General features: G+C 62.9%; 16 protein-coding genes. 6 read left to right on the top strand and 10 right to left on the bottom strand.

The features are described 5' to 3' along the window. Positions 1–147: 147 nt before the first annotated feature. From P6U31_RS12305 to P6U31_RS12285, 5 genes are read left to right on the top strand one after another with little or no spacing between them, the layout of a single operon-like run. A complete protein-coding gene (locus P6U31_RS12305; RefSeq protein ID WP_407188631.1) occupies positions 148–963 on the top strand; it encodes an alpha/beta fold hydrolase in 816 nt (271 codons plus the stop codon). Between the two features lie 12 nt (positions 964–975). Further along, positions 976–2,265: an acyl-CoA dehydrogenase family protein gene (locus P6U31_RS12300; protein WP_407188629.1), complete on the top strand. Its 1,290-nt coding sequence runs from the start codon at positions 976–978 to the stop codon at positions 2,263–2,265. 2 nt (positions 2,266–2,267) lie between these two features. Further along, on the top strand, positions 2,268–3,794 hold the full coding sequence (locus P6U31_RS12295) for a class I adenylate-forming enzyme family protein (protein ID WP_407188628.1): 1,527 nt from the start codon (positions 2,268–2,270) through the stop codon (positions 3,792–3,794). Further along, positions 3,791–4,879, top strand: coding sequence for an NAD/NADP octopine/nopaline dehydrogenase family protein (locus tag P6U31_RS12290; RefSeq protein ID WP_407188626.1), 1,089 nt, complete (start codon positions 3,791–3,793; stop codon positions 4,877–4,879). The genes P6U31_RS12295 and P6U31_RS12290 overlap by 4 nt, the downstream gene beginning before the upstream one ends. Positions 4,880–4,882: 3 nt before the next feature. Further along, complete coding sequence (locus P6U31_RS12285) at positions 4,883–5,875, top strand: 3-hydroxybutyryl-CoA dehydrogenase (RefSeq protein ID WP_407188625.1); 993 nt, start codon at positions 4,883–4,885, stop codon at positions 5,873–5,875. Here P6U31_RS12285 and P6U31_RS12280 read toward each other — a convergent pair. From P6U31_RS12280 to P6U31_RS12255, 6 genes are all read right to left on the bottom strand, one after another. Further along, positions 5,872–6,918 (bottom strand): peptidase M29, encoded by a 1,047-nt coding sequence (locus P6U31_RS12280; RefSeq protein WP_407188623.1) that lies wholly within the window; start codon positions 6,916–6,918, stop codon positions 5,872–5,874. The two genes, P6U31_RS12285 and P6U31_RS12280, sit on opposite strands and share 4 nt — an antisense overlap. A gap of 36 nt (positions 6,919–6,954) precedes the next feature. Continuing rightward, the gene (locus P6U31_RS12275) at positions 6,955–7,719 is read right to left on the bottom strand and encodes an ABC transporter permease (RefSeq protein ID WP_407189831.1); all 765 of its coding nucleotides are present in this window, start codon (positions 7,717–7,719) and stop codon (positions 6,955–6,957) included. Beyond that, the gene (locus P6U31_RS12270; RefSeq protein WP_407188622.1) at positions 7,719–8,504 is read right to left on the bottom strand and encodes an ABC transporter permease; all 786 of its coding nucleotides are present in this window, start codon (positions 8,502–8,504) and stop codon (positions 7,719–7,721) included. The genes P6U31_RS12275 and P6U31_RS12270 overlap by 1 nt, the downstream gene beginning before the upstream one ends. Continuing rightward, positions 8,501–9,346, bottom strand: a complete 846-nt coding sequence (locus P6U31_RS12265) for an ABC transporter ATP-binding protein (RefSeq protein WP_407188621.1) — start codon at positions 9,344–9,346, stop codon at positions 8,501–8,503. Before P6U31_RS12265 ends, P6U31_RS12270 begins: the two co-directional genes overlap by 4 nt. Before the next feature lie 124 nt (positions 9,347–9,470). Beyond that, the gene (gene ilvD, locus P6U31_RS12260; protein WP_407188619.1) at positions 9,471–11,165 is read right to left on the bottom strand and encodes a dihydroxy-acid dehydratase; all 1,695 of its coding nucleotides are present in this window, start codon (positions 11,163–11,165) and stop codon (positions 9,471–9,473) included. 85 nt (positions 11,166–11,250) lie between these two features. Then, entirely contained in the window at positions 11,251–12,234 is a 984-nt protein-coding gene (locus P6U31_RS12255; RefSeq protein ID WP_407188617.1) for an ABC transporter substrate-binding protein, read from the bottom strand. Positions 12,235–12,400: 166 nt separating this feature from the next. Between P6U31_RS12255 and P6U31_RS12250 the strand changes: the two genes are divergently transcribed. Then, positions 12,401–13,309: an NAD(P)-dependent oxidoreductase gene (locus P6U31_RS12250; protein WP_407188615.1), complete on the top strand. Its 909-nt coding sequence runs from the start codon at positions 12,401–12,403 to the stop codon at positions 13,307–13,309. Between the two features lie 26 nt (positions 13,310–13,335). Here the strand turns inward: P6U31_RS12250 and P6U31_RS12245 are convergent, their stop codons facing one another. The 4 genes from P6U31_RS12245 to P6U31_RS12230 all read right to left on the bottom strand — a co-directional run bounded on the left by P6U31_RS12245 (position 13,336) and on the right by P6U31_RS12230 (position 17,186). Next, entirely contained in the window at positions 13,336–13,899 is a 564-nt protein-coding gene (locus tag P6U31_RS12245) for a flavin reductase family protein (RefSeq protein WP_407188613.1), read from the bottom strand. Positions 13,900–13,908: 9 nt separating this feature from the next. Beyond that, complete coding sequence (locus P6U31_RS12240; RefSeq protein WP_407188611.1) at positions 13,909–15,114, bottom strand: acyl-CoA dehydrogenase family protein; 1,206 nt, start codon at positions 15,112–15,114, stop codon at positions 13,909–13,911. A gap of 144 nt (positions 15,115–15,258) precedes the next feature. Continuing rightward, on the bottom strand, positions 15,259–16,524 hold the full coding sequence (locus P6U31_RS12235) for a CaiB/BaiF CoA transferase family protein (RefSeq protein ID WP_407188610.1): 1,266 nt from the start codon (positions 16,522–16,524) through the stop codon (positions 15,259–15,261). A gap of 233 nt (positions 16,525–16,757) precedes the next feature. Continuing rightward, positions 16,758–17,186, bottom strand: a complete 429-nt coding sequence (locus tag P6U31_RS12230) for a GNAT family N-acetyltransferase (protein WP_407189830.1) — start codon at positions 17,184–17,186, stop codon at positions 16,758–16,760. Positions 17,187–17,461: the final 275 nt, after the last annotated feature.

The raw sequence follows: 17,461 nt of genomic DNA, 5'->3' as shown, positions 1-17,461 counted from the left end.
CCTTCAAATTTTTGCAACGAAAGGGCGCTCGCCGCCGCAGGTGCCGCGGCACGAGCGACGGCCCGAAAATTGCTTTAAGTCTAAAATTATCGCTTCCCATCCCCGAAAGGCCTGTTAGCATCGAAGGGCCAAGCAAAAGGATGTCGCGTGTCGCAGCCTGTGCTAATGATAACAAAGGACGGACGCTTCGCCTATGAAGCGGCGGGCGATTTGAACGCGATACCTCTGATTTTCCTGCATGGCATCGGCGGCGCGGCACGAGCTTGGCGAAGACAGCTTTCCACATTCGGCAGCCGCTTCCGCGCAATCGCCTGGGATATGCCCGGCTATGGCGGATCGGTGCCGCTCGCCCGCGTCAGCATCGCTACCTTGGCAGAGGCGCTCCAGCAGTTCATCGAGCAACTCGGCGCAACCAGACCCATGCTGGTCGGTCATTCGATCGGCGGCATGATCGTCCAGAAATGGCTGGCACAGTCCCCAAGCCTGGCTCGCGCGGTCGTGCTGGCACAAACCAGCCCTGCCTTCGGCAAGACCGACGGCGACTGGCAGAAATCATTCATCACAACGCGGCTCGGACCGCTCGATCGCGGCGAGACGATGAAATCGCTGGCGCCCTTGCTGGTGAAGGAGCTGGTCGGCGACGATCCCGATCCGGCGGGAATGGAGCTCGCCCGGGAATGCATGAGCAGCGTGCCGGAAGCGAGCTATCGCGCCATGATGCTGGCCTTGATCGGCTTCGATCAACGCAGCACGCTCGGCGATATTTCGGTCCCGACGCTGTTGCTGTCCGGATCCAAGGACAACAATGCGCCCGCCCCGATGATGGCGAAGACCGCGACCTACATCCCCGGGGCTCAATATGTCGAGCTGGCCGGCGTCGGCCATCTCGCCAACCTCGAGCGTCCCGACGCCTTCGACGAGGCGCTTGACCGCTTCCTGAATTCCGTTACGACCGAAGTGTAAGGTGACTGTGCAATGACCATGCAAGTCAGCAAAACTATCGGCACGACCGACAAGGTCGTGCTGGATGCCCCGATCTTCGATCCCGTTGCATTCCGCCTAGGCGACGAGCAGGCCGGCATCATTGCGCGGGCAAGGGAGATCGGCCAGAGCGTGTTCGCCGCTCGCGCCGCGACCTACGATCGCGAAGCAACCTTTCCGATCGAGAATTATCGCGACCTGCATCGCGTCGGCCTGCTCGGCATCGCCATTCCCAAGAAGCACGGCGGGCTTGGCGCGGATTATCAGACCTATGCCTTGGCGGCCGCCGAGATCGGCCGCTATTGCGGCGCGACCGCGCTGACCTGGAACATGCACGTGTGCTCGACCCTGTGGTCGGGCCCTCTTGCCGACGATCTCGACATGGATTCTGCGACCCGTGACGAGCACGAACGGCGGCGGGCGATCCACTACAAGCGCATCGTGCAGGACGGCGCGATCTATTCGCAACCCTTCTCGGAAGGCGGCGCAGCGGCCGCGGGTGGCGTCGCATTCGGCACGGAAGCAAGGCCGGTCGAGGGCGGCTGGATCGTCAACGGCAAGAAGATCTTCGCATCGCTCTCCGGCCATGCCGATTATTACGGCGTGCTTTGCACCGAGGTCGAGGAAGGCGAGAAGGCCTCTCGCCGCAACACGCTGTACCTCGCGATATCGGCAAAGTCTGAAGGAGTCTCGGTTGTCGGTGATTGGGACCCGCTCGGCATGCGCGGAACAGTTTCAAGGACGCTCCTGTTCAAGGACGTGTTCGTGCCCGAGGATTCTGCGCTGATGCCGCGCGGCGTCTATTTCCAGGCCGCGATGCGCTGGCCGCACATGTTCCTGACCTTGTCGCCGACTTATATGGGGCTCGCGCAAGCTGCCTACGACTTCACTGTACGTTACCTGCGTGGCGAGGTTCCGGGCATGCCGCCGGTCAAGCGGCGCATGTATCCGACCAAGCAGATCGCGGTTGCACAGATGCAGATCAAGCTTGAGCAGATCAAGGCGATCTGGTTCCAGGCCGTCACCGAAGCCCGTGCCAATCCGAGCAAGGAGCAGGTGCTGCGGGCCTATGCCGCGCAATATTCGGTGATGGAAGGCGCCAACGAGCTCGCAGCGCTCGCGATCCGAACCTGCGGCGGCCAAGCCATGCTCCGCTCGCTGCCGCTGGAGCGAATCTATCGCGACAGCCGCTGCGGCTCGCTGATGCTGCCCTGGACGGCCGAGCTCTGCCTCGATCGTATCGGACGCGAGGCGCTGTACGAGGCCGGCGAGACGGACGACTGACGGTGGATCTCTGCAGTCTGATCGATCGCAACGCGGCGTTCGCGCCAGACAAGACGGCCATTGCCTTCGAGGGGCAACGGCTGAGCTACGCGGCCTTCGCCGCACGCATCGAACGGACCGCGACGGCATTGAAGCAGGAGCACGGCGTCGGCCGCGGCGACCGCATCGCCGTCCTGAGCCTGAACCGGCCGGATTACTTGGTTCTGCTTTATGCCTGCGCGCGACTTGGCGCGATGCTGGTACCGCTGAACTGGCGGCTCGCAGTCGCCGAGCAGCTCTTCATTCTCACAGACGCGGGCGCCAAGGTGCTGGTGCTCGAACGGGCGTTCGAGGGAGTCCTCCCCGAGCTTGCGCCGGGGATATCCGTTATCGGCCTCGACTTCGCGCCGCCTCGCGGCAGGACATTCGAAGATCTGTTGCTTTGCGGGGATGGCGGTGGACGCAATCCGCACACCGATCTCACATGTCCGCTGCTGATCGTCTACACGTCGGGAACGACCGGACGGCCAAAAGGCGCAGTGCTGCGTCAGGAGGCGCTGTTCTGGAACGGCGTGATGAGCCAGCACATGCACAACATGACGTCCGACGACCACGTGCTGACCGTGCTGCCGTTCTTTCACGTCGGCGGCCTCAACATCCAGACCACGCCGGCATTACAGCTGGGCGCAACCGTCACGGTCCACGCACGCTTCACGCCGGATACCACACTTGTGGCCATTGAACGGGAACGGCCGACGCTCACAGTGATGGTGCCCGCGATCATCCAGGCGGTGAGCGAACATCCCGCCTGGGCATCCACCGATCTTTTCTCGCTCAAGGCCGTCACCACCGGCTCGACCATCGTGCCGCCGCACCTGATCGATCGCTTTGTCGCGCGCGGCGTGCCGGTCCTTCAGGTCTACGGCTCGACGGAAACTTGCCCGATCGCGGTCTACACGCGGCTTGGCGGCGACCTTTCGCGCGCGGGATCGACCGGTCTTGCCGGCCTGTGCTGCGAAGCCAAGATAATCGACCAGGCCGGAAACGAATTGCCCGCGGGCACGCCGGGCGAGATCGCGGTGCGTGGGCCGAACGTGTTCTTTGAATATTGGGGTAATGAAGCTGCAACGCGCGACGCGTTGCACGATGGCTGGTATCGCACCGGCGATATCGGACTTTCCGACGCCGACGGCTATTTCTGGGTCCGCGACCGCAAGAAGAATATGATCATTTCAGGCGGAGAGAACGTCTACCCGGCCGAGATCGAGCGCGTCCTGCTCGAACATCCCGATGTCAGCGAATGCGCCGTGATCGGCCGGCCGGACCCACGCTGGGACGAGGTGCCGATCGCCTATGTCATTGCGCGATCCGGCTGCCGGCTCGAGGCGGACGAACTGAGGACGCATCTTCAGGCGCAACTCGCACGCTACAAGGTTCCCGGCGAGATCGTCTTCGTCACCGACCTGCCGCGCACGGCGTTGGGCAAGGTCCAGCATTTCCTGCTGAAACAGCTTGATGCGCAGTCACGCGCGCAAGGAGAAGCATCTTGAAGATCGCGGTTTTGGGTGGGGGAAACGGCTCTTTCGCGGCCGCGGGCGATTTTGCGCTGTCGGGGCATGAGGTGCGGCTCTGGCGCCGCAATGCCGACCAGGTCGCGACGCACCGCGCCGCCGGCTCGCGCATCCTGGTGAAGGATCACAACGGCCGCCACGACGTGAAGCTGGCGCTGGTCACGACCGATATCGCCGAGGCCGTCGATGGCACGAAGCTGATCCTGTGCCCGGCCCCTGCTTTCGCGCAAGCAGACATCGCGCGCCTGCTTGCGCCGCATCTGCGGGACGGTCAGGTCGTCTTTCTGCCCCCGGCGACATTCGGCTCGATGATCTTCGCCCAGGCTGCACGAGATGCCGGCAACCACGCGAATGCAAGCTTTGCGGAAACCGGCACGCTTCCGTGGCTGACCCGCAAGCACGGACCGTTCGAGGTCGCCATCACCATCCGCGCCAAGCGGCTCCCGGTCGGCGTGTTCCCGCTCGACCAGGCGCCCCACGCCCTCGAAACGATCGGACGTGCTTTCCCAGACGCGATCGAGACGTGCGGAGACGCCCTGTCCGGCGCGCTGATGAACGCAGGACCCATCATCCATCCGCCGCTGATCGTGATGAACGCAGGCCCGATCGAGCATTTTGAGCGCTGGGACATTCACAAGGAAGGCACGCAGGCCGCGATCCGCCGGGTCACCGACGCGCTCGATGCCGAGCGGATTGCCGTGCGCGAAGCACTCGGCTACGGCGCGCCGCATTTCCCGCTCGCTCATCACTACGCGAAGGAAGGCGAGATCTGGATGTATGGCCGCGGCTCGCACGACCGGCTGACCGATTCCGGCGACTGGCGCGAGCGGATCGTGCTGACCGAGCACCGCTACATGCGTGAGGACTTGCGGCTTGGGTTGTCTCTGCTGGCGTCGGTCGCCGGCCTGGCGGGCGTCGCCACCCCACTGGCCAAAGCGTTCCTGTCGATCGGTGGCGCAGTCTGCGGCGAGGACTTTTTGCAGGGCGGCCGAACGCTTAAGACGCTGGGGCTCGACAATCTCAGCAAGGCTGAATTGCAGACGCTGCTCCGCAATGGATTTTGATCAATGACCAATCGCGCCAATATCGCCTGTCTCGGCGCTGGCCGCATGGGCCGCGGGATTGCCGTCGCCTTCGCTTACGCGGGGCATCGCGTCACGATGATCGACGTCAAGGCCCGCCCCGCGGAGGAGTTTGCCAGGCTGGAGGCGGACGCGCTCGGCGAGGTCAGAAAGACCTTTGCCAGCCTGTCGAAGCTGGGATTGTTGACCGAGGCAGATGTTGATCCGCTGATCGCGCGGGTCTCGGTGGTAGCAGCGGGCGAGAGCGGCGCAGCGTTGGCCGAGGCCGGCATCGTCTTCGAAGGCGTCCCTGAAGTCGTCGAGCTCAAGCGCGAGGTGCTGCGAGCGGCTTCAAAGCAAGTCGGCCCCGACACGATTATCGCATCAACGACATCGACCATCCTCGTCGACGATCTCTCAGGTGCGATCGTAAATCCGCACCGCTTTCTCAACGTGCACTGGCTCAATCCAGCCTATCTGATTCCGCTTGTCGAGGTCTCGCCGGGGAAAGCCACAGATCCCGCCGTCGTCGACGAAGTCAAGGCTCTGCTCGAAGGTATCGGCAAGGTGCCGGTGGTCTGTGCCGCAACGCCTGGCTTCATCGTTCCCCGCATCCAGGCGCTGGCGATGAACGAGGCCGCACGCATGGTCGAGGAAGGCGTCGCCAGCGCGGAAGAGATCGACAAGGCGATTCGCTACGGCTTCGGCTTCCGGTACGCCGTGCTCGGGCTACTCGAATTCATCGATTGGGGCGGCGGCGACATCCTCTACTACGCGAGCCGGTATCTCGAGGGCGCGCTCGGCAATGACCGCTATCGGGCGCCGGAGGTCATTTCTCGCAACATGCATGAAGGCCGGATCGGCCTGCGCACGGGCGCAGGCTTTCTCGATTATTCTGGATTGGACGTGGACGCCTATCGCGCGAAGCGGCTGCAGGCCATGGTCGACCTGCTCCGCCACTTCGAACTGGCACGTCCCCCGGTGCTCGACCGCAACTAGCCGAAAACGTCCTGGAGCACGCCTTCCCGGACCACGGCAAGGCCATCGAGCTCGATCGTCGTTCCCATCATCGGCAGGTCGAAATGGCCCGCCGTGTAGCGGCCGGCGAATTCGTTCGCGCCGGTCGAGAACAGGAAATTGCCGGAGACGGCGCGAATTTCCGTGCCGTTGGTGTCGCGCTGGTCGTACATCGAGAGGGCCTCGTAGCGTGCACCCGGGTTCATGCCAAAACCGACATGCGAGACGGCATAGGCCTCGCGATCGCCCCAGGCAGCGAGATAGGCGCGCATCATCGCGGCATCAGTGCCCTCGCCTTCCAGCTCGACGACATAGTCATCCTTCAGCGTCATCTTCACGGCCGATGTCAGGTAGCGCTTGAAGGTGAGATTGATGTCGCCCGGCGCCATTACCAGCGTGCCGTTGATGGTTCGGCTCTTGGGGAAGCTGACGACGATTCCACCGGGCCAATGCGCCAGCGTTCCGGGTTTGTCGGTCCAGCCCCACACACCAACCGTAGACGCACCGGCCATATCGACGTCAAGCGCCGTGCCGGCCTTCGAGGTCACCCGCATCCGCTTGGTGCCTCGCAGCATCTTCGCCGCCGCCCGGACGCGCTTCTCGAGCGCGGAATCCGGCACCATCCGCTCCAGCGCCTCGGGATGCTCGTTGGAGATCACCAGGATCCGCGCGCCGGCCTTGAGGATCTCCGGCGTCTCGACCGCATGCATCAGGCCCTCGATGGTGCAGTCCACCACGAAGCCGGCCTGCTGAAGCGCGGTGATGACCGGGCCAAGCTTCTGGATCGCCTCACTCGCCCCCGTGGAACGAACCGGAACGATATTTCGATTGCGGGGCGTCGGCATCACGACGTGAAACGGCCGCGCCCCCATGCGCAGCAGCGCCAGCTCAGCCAGATGAACATTCAAGGCGCGCGATTGGGTTTCCGAGAGGATCGCCGCGGTATCGCCAGCCTTGACGGCGCAACGCTCGAAGATCTCGCAAAATGCGTCGATCCACTTTGCCTCGATGCGATCAGCCAGCATGATTCACTCCCGGTCTTGCTTTCTTCTTCCTTCAGATCACGCTTCTGGAAAACCCCGCAAGAGGTAAGACCGCAGGGCGCCAAGCAGGGCATTCAGGATCAATCCCAACAGCGAGATCGTGATCAGCGGCACGAACATGTCGACGGCCTGGAAGGTACGGGCCGCCGTCACGAGCGCGTGGCCCAGTCCGTCCGTCGACGTGATCATCTCGGCCAGAAACACCACGATGCAGGAAATGACAAGCCCGATCCGGCATCCGGTCAGGATCGACGGCATCGCGGCCGGCAGCACCACCTTGAAGAGGATTTCACGGCGCGCCGTTCCCGCCGCCATGGCCGACCAGATCAACTTCTGCTCGACGGTCGATGCACCGTAATAGGTCGACAGCAAAATGGGAAAGAGAGCGTCCGCAGCCACCAATGTGATCTTAGATCCGTGGCCAAATCCGAGCAAAAGCAGGAGCGCCGGATAGAGCGCAACCTTGGGCAGCGGCGCCAACACGCGGACGATCGGCCGAACCACGGCATCGATCCCGGAACTAGCGGCGGCGGCAATCCCGATACTGACGCCGAGCACGACTGCGATCGCAAACCCGGCAAACAGGCGGACCAGCGTTGCCGCAATCTCCTGCTGAAACGCAAACGTCACGAGTTGCTGAAGCAGCCGGCTGAACACAAAGCCCGGTGGCGGCAGCAAGACCGCAGGCGCAAAGCCGAACGAAACCAGGCCCTGCCACAGGGCGATCACCAGCGCGAGCGGGGCAATCCCAAGAAGGACATGCGGGGAAAGAAATCGGGACATCATGAAAAGCTCAGCGGCATGTCGAACTGCGGCTCGGACCAACGTACGAGCCTGGCACGAATCCGTTCGAAAATCGCATCGAGGCAGATTCCCATCGCCCCCACGACGATGATCATCGCAAAGACGGTGTCGTATTGCCCCATGTCCAGCGCATTGAACAGGATATTCCCGGCGCCGGACTGACGGGCAATCATTTCGCTGGTGATCATGGTGATCAGCGCCAGGACCAGCCCCGTGCGGCAGCCAGTCAGAATTTCCGGCAGCGCCGCAGGCAACACGATCCGCACCAGGCGTTGTACGGACGAGAGCCCCATCGCGGCACCTGACCACAGCATCTTCTCTTCGACGGCCTTGGCACCCTCGAAGCTATGGTAAATCACGGGAAGGCTGACGCCCAGAAAGATCACCAACGTCTTGGTAACGTCGCCGACACCCAGCCAGAGCATGATGATGGGCATCAAGGCAGCTTTCGGCACTGGATAGATCACCATCAGGAGCGGATTGAAAAAAGCCGCGACGCCTCGGCTGCGTCCCATCAACAGGCCCAGCGGAATCGAAATCAGAACGGCCACACAGAACCCAAGCGCCATGCGGCGCAGCGACGCCAGGATGTTGACGAGGGATTCCTTGTCGCCGAGAATATCGGGAATTGACCGGATCGCCTCAATCGCCGTCGGGAAACTGTCGTTCTTCAGCGCGAGCGAGGCAACTTGCCACACCGCCAGCAAACCGATACAGGCGAGCACCGGAGCGGCTCGTCTGATGAAGACACCCGGCGACATCATGAGGCAGGCCCGGCTTCGTCGCTTTCATCGAACATGCGCTCGATATCGACGACATACTTCTGGTAGCGCGGGTCGAGCAACAGCTCGTTGCGGCGGCGCGGCCGCGGCAGATCGATGTCAATCACCTGGCGGATGCGGCCGGGAGATTTCGACATCATGACGACCTTGTCGGAGAGAAAGACAGCTTCGTCGACTGAATGGGTTACGAACAACACGGTCTTGCGATCGCGTTCCCAGATGTTGAGAAGGTCGTTCTGCAGGCGTGTCCTTGTGTGCGCGTCGAGCGCACCGAACGGCTCGTCCATCAGCAGCACCTCGGGATGATAGGCGAGCGTCCGCGCCAGCGCCACGCGCTGCTTCATGCCGCCCGACAGCTCCTTGGGATAGAAGTTCTCATAGCCCTTGAGGCCGACCATTTCGATCAGGGCGCGGCTCTGCGCTTCCGCCTCGGCAGCACGCACGCCTTGTTGGCGCGGGCCGTACATCACGTTGCCCAGCACAGTCTTCCAGGGAAACAGCGCGAACTCCTGGAACACCGGTCCGCGATCTGGGCCAGGGCCTGTGATCGCCCGCCCCTTCATCTTCGCTACGCCGCTGGTCGGGCTGACAAAGCCGCCGACGATATAAAGCAGGGTCGACTTGCCGCATCCGGACGGACCGAGGATGGAGACGAATGCTCCCGCCTCGATCATCAGCGAGATGTCCGAGAGCGCCACATGATCCCTGCGCGCCGAGGTCTGAAAGATCTGCGAGACGCGGTCAATCTCGATGATTGCAGAAGCCGGCTCTTGTGATGTCACCGGGCTCACCCACTCCTTCGGTCTCGCAGGCACTACCGTCATCCCGTCTCTCGCCTCACCCGCGCGAATTTCCCTCGACGAACCCGCCGAATGTTCGCTGTCCGCGGCACCAGCTTAGCAAGAAGCCTGCCACACAGGCGGCCTGTCTTTACACCTGTGCGCTGCGTCACTCGAACCACGGCCATTCTGCGGGGCCTTCATGCGTAACGGCTCCGCCCGGGGCCTGCCCAACCAACCGGGCATACTTTGCGAGGGCCCCTGCACGATGACGCGGCGGACGCTGCTTCCAATCGCGGCGCCGCGCAGTGAGTTCCTGCTCGTCGAGCAGGACATCCATCCGTCGATTTGCGGCATCGATCCGGATCCTGTCACCGTCGCGAACGAGCGCCAGCGGACCGCCAACAAATGCTTCGGGAGCGACGTAGCCGATGCACATGCCGCGCGTCGCGCCAGAAAACCGGCCATCGGTGATCAACGCTACCTTTTCACCCATCCCCTGACCGTAGATCAGCGCCGTAACGCCGAGCATCTCACGCATGCCAGGGCCGCCAACCGGCCCCTCGTTGCGGATCACGAGAACCTCGCCCGCCTTGTAGCTGCGGTCACGAACCGACGCGACGCAGGCTTCCTCATCCTCGAAGACGCGTGCCACGCCCTCGAAGAACTGGTTCTTCAAACCCGCGACCTTGATCACCGCACCGTCGGGACAGAGGTTTCCCTTCAGCACCGCCACGCCACCATCAGGCATGATCGGCGCGCGCGCCGCATGCACAACCTCTCCATCGGGCGCGTTGGCGGCGCCATATTCTTCGGCAAGTGTGCGGCCGGTGATGGTCAGGCAGCTGCCATCGATATGCCCACTCTGGATCAGCTCACGGATCACGACCGCCGCGCCGCCGATGTCGTAGACATCCTTGGCCGTGTATTTGCCCCCGGGGCGCAGATTTCCGATCAGCGGCGTCCTGGCAAAGACCTCGCCCACATCGTCAATCGTGAATGCAATGCCTGCCTCGTTCGCGATCGCCGGCAAATGTAGCGCAGCGTTGGTCGAGCCACCCGTCGCCGCAACGATCGCGGCGCCGTTCTCAAGGCATTTCCGTGTCACGATGTCGCGCGGCAACGGCCCGCCGCGTTCAAGCATCTCCATGATCAGGCGTCCGGCGCGCCGCGAGATCCGCGCACGCTCTGCATAGACACCGGGCACCATCGAGACGTTGGGCATGGTCAGCCCCATCGCTTCCGAGACCATGCCCATGGTGTTCGCAGTGAACTGGCCGGCGCACGCGCCGATCGTCGGCAGGCACGCACGCTCGATCCGCGCGAGCGTGGCGCCGTCGATCTCTCCGGTCATGAAGCTGCCGACAGCCTCATAGGAGTCGAGCACCGTCAGCGTGCGTCCATCCAGACGGCCCGGCAGCGAGCTGCCGCCATAGATGAAGATGGACGGCACGTTGCAACGAACCATGGCCATCATCACGCCGGGAAGCGTCTTGTCGCATCCGCCGTATCCGATCAGCGCGTCGTAGGCCAGGCCATGGACAACGGCCTCGATCGAGTCGGCGATCAGTTCACGCGAAAACAGCGAGAACTTCATTCCCTCGTGGTTCATGCTGATGCCGTCAGAAACCGACACGGTCGAGAACTCCCGCGGCGTGCCGCCGGCCTCCTCGATCCCGGTTTTGGCCGCAGCCACCTGGAAGTCGTGGGTCATGTTGCAGGGCGTCTGCTCGCCCTTCATGCTGACGACGCCCACCATCGGCTTGGCGATCGCAGCGTCGTCGAGTCCCATGGCACGCATGAAGGCCCGGTGCGGGGCCCGATCGAGGCCGTCCGTCGTGACTCGTGATCGTAGCTTCTTCATGCGCGCATTTTCTTCATGCAGCGGCCCGAATGCCGGGACGAAACGCTATTCTTGACCGATTCAGCAGGCTTATCCACTCGATCCCCTACTGTAGCGGAGCGACGATCGACGGATGCTTGAACTGCGCGACATCCAGTTTCGGCAGCATTCCGGTCTCCGCATAGATGTCCAACATCTTCTGGATCGCCGGGAAGTTCGGTGCGGCCCCCGGATCACGGCCGAAATCGTTGTCCTTGAGCAGGTAGGTCTCGAGCACCGGGATGGGGGCTTTCAGCACTTCATTGACGACCTTGAGAGTCTCCTCGCGGTTCGCCAGCGCCTTCTTCATCCCCGAGGTGATATCGCGGACATAGGTCTTGACCAGCTCCGGGTTCTTGTCGACGAAATCGGCGCGGCAGGCCTCCAGAATATGCACGATGTTCGGCATGGCCTCCGAGAGTGAGAATAGCTTCCTGGTGCCCCCCTTCGCCTCCGCACGCGCGGCAAACGGCTGATTCATGTTGACAGCATCGACGCGGCCCTGGCGCAGCGCATCCTCGGAGACCGCAAAGCCGACCTCGACCAGCTTGATATCCTTGGCCGGATCGACACCGCTCTGCTTCAGAAGCAGATTGAACGGGCCTTGCGTACCACCGCCGATCACGGAAATGCCGACCGTCTTACCCTTGAGATCGGCAATTGTCTTGATCGGCGAGTCATCTTTGACGGCCCAATAGACCGAGAAGCCACCAGGCTTCTCGAACACGTGCTGTGCCACGATGTAGGCCTTGAGATTGCCGCCGACCACACCGTTGGCAAGCGACAGGGGTGCCTGCGTCGCGCAGTCCAGCGCGCCGGCGGCCAAGGCCTGCGTCATCGGCGCGGTGCCCTGGAATTGGGTCCATTCGATGTTGTAGGTCTTCCCGATGCTGGGAAATTCAGCTGGGCGGCGCATCATCCAGTACTTGGATTCCTCGGCGGGGATCGTCCAGCCGACGCGGATCGTCTGTTGCGCCAATGACGGGCCTGCCCCCGCGCTCGCAGCTGCCGCCGCCCCTAAAGCCAGGATCCATCTCGAAACGGTTCGCATCGTGCCCACTCCGCTGCTCCGGCGCCGATCCGCGCCACCCAACCCGACCGCCTCAAATGTTTCATGGTTCAAACAATCAGGCAAGTCATGCAAGCCGGATGGTTTTGCCGCCTGACATGGGATGTATGGTAAAGCGGCGTCGCGCTGCGACAGAAGGAGGCAACCTATGGCTGATGCGAGCAGGACAAACCCGCAAGGCACCGACAGACTTGGTTATCTCGGTCTGGGGCTGATGGGAGCGCCGATGACCCGGCGCTTGCTCAAGGCTGGCTATCGGGCCTCGGTCTGGAACCGATCGGCAGACAAGTTGACTCCGCTCATCGAGGCCGGCGCCAAGCGCGCGGCCACGCCTCGCGATCTCATGGCGAACTCAGATATCGCCTTCATGTGCGTGACGGACGCGACGGCAGTCGAAGAGGTGGTCTTCGGGACCGAGGGCCTGGCAGCGGCTCCCGGTGCAGGCAAGCTTGTCGTCGACTTTTCATCAATACATCCTGACGCTGCGCGCCACCTCGCAAAGCGACTGAGAGAGGCCAATGGCGCCGGCTGGATCGATGCACCGGTTTCCGGCGGGACGAAGGGCGCCGAGGAAGGCACGCTTGCTATCATGGCCGGCGGAGAAGCGGACGACATCGAACGAGTCCGCCCTTACGTTCTGGCGATGGCGCGCAGGTTCACTCACATGGGGCCGATCGGCGCCGGGCAGACGACAAAACTCTGCAATCAGGTGATCGTCGGTTGCGCGATGGCCGTGCTGGCGGAAGCCACGCGCCTCGCCGTCAACGCCGGAATTGATGCCAATCGCCTGCCCGAAGCGCTCGCAGGCGGCTTCGCGGATTCCATCCCGCTTCAGCTTTTCGTGCCGCGGATGGTCCAAGGCATCCACTCACCACCGCTTGGTCACATTGCCACGATGCTCAAGGATCTCGATACGGTTGCCGACGTCGCACAAGCGACGTCGACGCCGGTGCCGATGGCCTCGCTTGCGGGCCAATTGTTCAGGTTAGCCAAGGCCGCGCAGGGCGCGGAAGCGGACGCGCTGGAGATTTACAAGCTTTCAGCGGCGAAGCGCTAAGCCGTCGCGCACACCCGAAGCGCACGCTAGGGCGATCTCTGGCGCTCGTCGTCGGCGAGAAACCGGCCAAACGCCCCCCTCGCGAAGAGCAGCGGCTCCGCCGCGTTGTAGGTATAGGCCTCGACCGCCCCGAGAAAGATCACGTGGTCGCCGCCATAATAGCGGTTCACGGATCGGCATTGAAAGTTGGCAACGCTCTCGGCAAGCACTGGCGCGTTGCCGAGGCCCGGCGCCCAGTCCACGTCTGTGAACTTGTCCTCCGACGACTTCGCGAATTTACTCGCAAGCGCCTGCTGCGAAGCGCCAAGCACGTTGACGGTAAAATGGCTGGCGTTCTGAAAAATAGTCAGGCTCGAGGAGTAGACGACCAGGCTCCACAGGACCAGCGGCGGATTCAGCGAAACCGAGGCGAACGAATTGCAAGTCAGTCCGTAAGGCTTGCCGTCAGGCGCTGCGGCCGTGATGATCGTCACGCCCGTTGCATAAGTGCCGAGCGCGTTGCGAAAGTCGCGCGGATCGATCGGCGAACTGTCGCTCGCGAGCTCGTTGGCTGGATCGTGAGCGGCGGGCTGCTGCGGCAGATCATTCATCAGCCGGCCTCACAACGTGAGATTTTCGGACGGCAGGCCCAGCGCCACGCGTCCATAGTTGGTTCCGGCCGCATCAAAATTGAACGCGAGATGCGAGTTGATCGCGTGGGCATCGCGGAACTGCCGCTGTAGCACGCCGGTGGTGAACAGGCCGCGCGCGCCGCTCGCGGCAAACAGCATCGAGACCGCGTCCGTACACAGGTTCACCGAAAAAGATCCATCGCGCCGATACCGGGTCTTGGTTGCCATGTCGGGAATGTGCCCGCGCCGCGCGTCCTCCATGGCATCGAGGCACGCCGACCGCATGATCAGGCGTGCGGCGTCGATCTTCGCCGAGGCCTCCGCAATCTTGATCTGGGTGCTTTGAAAATCGCTCAGCTTGGCGCGGTTATAGGTCGAAATACGATGACGTGCGACATCCGTGTAATCGTCGAGGCACGCCTGCGCATTCCCCAGCGCGACACCGGAGAGGACGTACGGAAACAGCGAGAATACGGGCAGCGCATACAGCGGATTTGGATTGACCTTGCTTCCCGGCGTCGGCCCGCCGGAGAGGTCACCAACAGCGACCGTCATGTGGTCGGCCACGAAGGCATCCCTGACCTCCACGTCGCAAGATCCGGTCCCGCGCAATCCCGCGACATTCCAGGTATCCAGCACTTTGTAATCGCCCTTGGGCAGCAGAAAGATCCGATACTCGATGCCGTCGGCTTCATCTTCGGAGTAGACCACGCTTGCCAGCATGTTCCATTCACAAGAGGCAACTCCGGAGGAGAACGGCCAGCTGCCGCGCAGCTGGTATCCGCCGTCGACTTTCGTAGCGCGCCCGGCAGGGAAGATGAACGAGGAGGCGATCAACGCGTCCGGATCACGGCTCCAGACCAGATCCTGCGCCTTGGGTTCGAACATGCCGAGCATCCAGTGATGGCTCGCCAGGTTCGCGAGATTCCAGGCCACCGACGCGTCCGCTTGTCCGAGCAGCTCGGCGCAATCGACGAGAGCGACGTAGTCAAGCTCGGCGCCGCCGATCCGCGCCGGCTGGAGCATTCGGAACAGACCGCCGTCGTGAAGATCCCTCTCGGTTTCCGGCGGCAGATGCCGCAGCTCCTCCGTTCGCGCCGCCCGCTCGCGTAGTCGCGGAAGGAGGGCCCGGGCCTTCCCGATCATTGCCGCATAGGTGCTATCGCCGGCTTCTGGCCCGGTGGCCTGACCCATGCTCGGCTTTCGACCAGGCGCCATCTGTGTCCCTCACATTCGCATATTTATGCGGCCGACGCTTCACCAAATCAAGCCAATGCACCCGGCATGGACTCGCGTGTCGGCGGAGTTTGATGCTGCGGGCATTGACCGCGCGGGGGCCTAGCCGGTCGAGGGGTTGCCTGAACCAAAGACCCCCTTCTGGGTCAACTCCGTGATCCGACTCTCGTCACAACCGAGCAAATTGCGCAAAACATCTTCAGTATGTTCGCCCAACAGTGGCGCCGCAACGGGATCGACGGCGCCGGTCAGGCTCATGGTAATCGGCGGCTCGATGTTGGGCACCCACTCCGCGGTCGGGTGTGGAATCCGGTTCAAGCGATCGCGTTCGCGAGCTTCGGGCGCGTTGAACCCCTCCTCGACCGTCCGGAGATAGCCGACCGGAATGTTGGCCTGCTTCATCTTCGCCATCCAGTTTTCGAGTGTATCACTGGCAAAGACCTCAGCAATGGCCGCGCGCAAGAGCTCCTTGTTCTCGGAGCGGGCCTTGCGCGTCGCAAACTGCGGCTCGGTGATGAGATCCGGCCGGTTCAACACCTCGACCACGAGCCGGCGATAAAGCCGATCATTGGCGCAGGCCATGTAGAGCGGCCCGTCGGAAGCCTCGTAGACACCGACGGTGGGAGAGCCGCTCGGCGAATTGCCGAACCGGCCGGGATTTTCGCCGTTGATGAGATAGGCCATGCCATAGAAGCCAGTCATCCCCATTGCGATGTCGAACAACGCGACTTCGACACGCTGCCCGCGGCCGAGCCGGTCGCGCGCCAACAGCGCCAACAATATGGCGTTACAGGCCGACATCCCCGTCGCCATGTCCACGATGGGCGGGCCGGTACGAACCGCCGGACCGTCGGCAAATCCGTTGAGCGACATGAAGCCGCTCTCCGCCTGCGTGATGGGATCGAAGCCGGGGCGCGAGGCGAACGGTCCGGAGCGCCCGTAGGCGGAGATCGAGCAATAGACCAACCGAGGATTGAGCGGCGCGACCGCCTCATAATCCAGTCCGAACTTCTTCATGACCCCGCTCGAGAAATTCTCCACGACCACATCCGCCTTGCGGATCAGATCCAGCGCGATCTCGCGGGCTTCCGGGATGGAGAGATCGAGCGCGATGCCTTTCTTGTTGCGATTGAGGCTGAGATAGGCGGCGCTTTCGCCGCCGATTTCGGCGTGCTCATAGGCGCGGGTGTCGTCGCCGCCGTCGGGATTCTCGATCTTGATGACATGCGCGCCAAAATCGGCGAGTGTCTGCGTGCAGGCCGGCCCGGCGACGACACGCGTGAAATCGATGACCAGCAGACCATCGAGCGCAGTCAGCCCTTCCGTCGCCCGCGACGAACGTTCCGGCAATTGAGGCTTGTTGGGCATCGATGGTTCTCCCTTACATCGGCTTGTGGCCGCCGAATTTCCTGCAAGAGCAAACTTAAAGCCTGACGCTACCAACTTCGCAAGTGTTTCACCGGCATTGTCCATAAACGAAAAAAAAGCCCGGCAGCGGTCGGGCTGCCGGGCTTCTCGCCATCCTGCTCATACCGCTGCGCCAACGTCTTATGAGCCATTGCAAGCCATGTTCCGCATCGCGGGAAACGCTCCTCCAGCGTTCAGCGCAGCCTCTTTCTCCAGTAAAGTGTATGCGACCAGGCCCAAGGTACCTCGGGCTCGTAGAGCCGATAACCCGCCTGGATGAAGTTGTTGGCGGACACGGGATTGTCGGTCGTATCCGAAACAACACTGTCCCATCCAACGCGCCGCCCCCTTGCCTCGATCGCTCGCATCAGCCTGATTTGCAGCCCGCGTCCCCAATGCCGGCGCAAGACACCGACCCTGGAGAAGTAGCCGCTGTTTCGTACATGTGTCGATGGCACAACCCCGGCAAAGGCGACCGCGTTATCGCCGTGATAAGCCAGCCACCACGCACCAAGGTCGAACTGGGGCATTGCCGCGGCATCGAAGAACGTCAGCTGGTGCAGATCGGTCAAGGTGTCGGCGACGTCTTCGTCAGACGCATCGACGATACGAATTCTGTACATGGCATACCCATTGGCGACGGACAACGCATTCCATCGTGCGGTGACATCGCCGCCGAAGTCGTCTCACTTGCCCAGCGCGACCTTGACGCCTAGCCAAATGGCCCCCATCAATCCCGTGGCGACCACAGTAATCACGGCCTTGAACGTATAGCTCTGCGCCTGTTCCACGCTTTTCCGCCAGTGCCGCAGATGCTGAAAATCAGCTCTGATCTCGCTGCCGACCCACTGCACGATCCACATCGTGAAGGCATCCGCCGCAGCGCCCGCGCCACCGA

Source organism: Bradyrhizobium centrosematis (genome assembly GCF_045571495.1).
GTDB lineage: Bacteria > Pseudomonadota > Alphaproteobacteria > Rhizobiales > Xanthobacteraceae > Bradyrhizobium > Bradyrhizobium centrosematis.
This window is presented reverse-complemented; position numbering and strand designations above follow the sequence as displayed.